Annotated in this window: 1 protein-coding gene; it reads right to left on the reverse strand. The window is 55.8% G+C overall.

The window, feature by feature from the left end; all coding sequences use genetic code 11:
- On the reverse strand, nucleotides 1-2068 hold a 2068-nt coding region (locus tag PPA02S_RS22315), incomplete at both ends, for an immunoglobulin-like domain-containing protein (protein WP_042141872.1).

The following is a 2068-nucleotide window of genomic DNA, read 5'->3' on the forward strand; positions in this document are numbered from 1 at the left end:
AGTTGTTCGAACTTCCAAGCATCAGCGCCACTGACCGAGTCGATGGCGTTTTCTACCGCCGGATTTGTACCGACATAGACGTTGTCCGGCGCGATAGTGGTAGCGGTGCCCACGGTGCTGTTAGCAGGCACTACAACAGTGGTGCCATCTTTCAGGTGGAAATACAGCTCGGCGTGGTTGTTGATCGGCAGACCGTCTTTGTTGGTCAGCGTCACGGTATAGGTGATTTCGCCGCCTTCGGTTACGGAAGAGGTAGCGGTCAACTTGGCTACAACTTCGTCGATCGTGTCAGTGACTTTAACGGACGCGTTACCGCCCAGTTGCAGGTTCTCGAAGGTACGACCGTCGATATCTGCAGCCGCCTTGATACCCAGGCTGATTTCACCCGAGTCCTTATAAACGTCATCGCCTTGCGCAGCGTGCTCATACGAGGCACTGGTCTGGCCAGCCTTGATGGTGACCTGAGCGTTATTGCTCAGGGTCACGACCAGGTCGTGGGCCAGGGCGGTGTTTACGTGCACAGTGAACGTCGGTTTGACGTTCTCAGCGACCGAATCCTGATCGGCAGTGATAGTAACCTTGACGATATCGCCCTGGTTGCCAGTGCCTGGCGTCCCTGAACCTGGCTCGTCGGTGACAGTGGTGCTGACCGGGGTTTTATCCAGGGTCAGTTGTTCGAATTTCCACGCATCTGCGCCGCTGACCGAGTCGATGAAGTTCTCGACCGCAGGGTTAGTGCCAACATAGACGTTGTCTGGGGCGATGGCAGTGGCCGAACCCACGGTGCTGTTGGCAGGCACTACAACGGTGGTGCCATCTTTCAGGTGGAAATACAGCTCAGCGTGGTTGTTGATCGGCAGACCGTCTTTATTGGTCAGCGTCACGGTATAGGTGATTTCGCCGCCTTCGGTCACGGAAGAGGTAGCGGTCAACTTGGCTACGACTTCGTCGATCGTGTCAGTAACTTTAACGGACGCGTTACCGCCCAGTTGCAGGTTCTCGAAGGTACGACCGTCGATATCTGCAGCCGCCTTGATACCCAGGCTAATTTCACCTGAGTCCTTATAAACGTCATCGCCTTGCGCAGCGTGCTCATACGAGGCACTGGTCTGGCCAGCCTTGATGGTGACCTGAGCGTTGTTGCTCAGGGTTACGATCAGGTCGTGGGCCAAGGCGGTGTTGATTTGTACGGTGAACGTGGGTTTGACGTTTTCAGCAACGGAAGTCTGGTCAGCGGTGATAGTGACCAACACCAGATCACCTTGGTTGCCTGTACCAGGAGTACCAGAGCCTGGTTCATCTGTCACAGTGGTAGTGACAGTATCGCCGCTCAGTGTGAGCTTCTCGAAGTTCTCACCCCCTGAGACTGCCTCGAGTTTGTTAGCCAACGCAGGCTGGCCACCTACATAGACATCGTCAGCAACTGTAATAGTGGCGCTACCGGACGCACTGTTAGCCGGGATAACAACCTTGGTGCCGTCGGTGAGGGTGAAGGTAAGTGCGCCGTGCTGGGTTACGGACAGACCTTGGGCATTGCTCAGCGTAACCGTGTAGGTGACCTGCCCACCTTCGGTGACAGTCGCCTTATCGACGGTCAGCGTTGCAACGACTTCGCTAATGGTATCGGCGATCTGAACAGTGGCTGGGTTACCGATGACCAAGTGCTCGAACGTTGCACCAGAGACACTAGCGTCAGCGATACCCACCGTGACGGAGCCTGGGTCTTTGATGACATCATCACCTTGAGCCTCAGTCTTGTACACGACTTCGGTTTTACCCGCATCGATAGTGACCTTGTCCCCGTTCGACAGAGTAACGGTGAGCGGGCGATCCAGAGCCTGGCTGACTTTTACGGTGAAGGACGGCTGCTGGTCTTCGGTCACATTGCCATTGCTGACGATGCTGACAGTGACTGTGTCGATGCTGTCATTAATAGTGGTAACTGCCGGGGTCGGACTTGCGTTCAGCTGTTCGAAGTTGCCACCGGTGGCGTCCTTGATCGTTACGCTGACGGTCGAGCCGTTGTTGTACACATCGTTCGGCGGGGTCTGGAAGTCGATGCTGCCTT

This window comes from Pseudomonas parafulva NBRC 16636 = DSM 17004, from assembly GCF_000730645.1.
Taxonomy (GTDB): domain Bacteria; phylum Pseudomonadota; class Gammaproteobacteria; order Pseudomonadales; family Pseudomonadaceae; genus Aquipseudomonas; species Aquipseudomonas parafulva.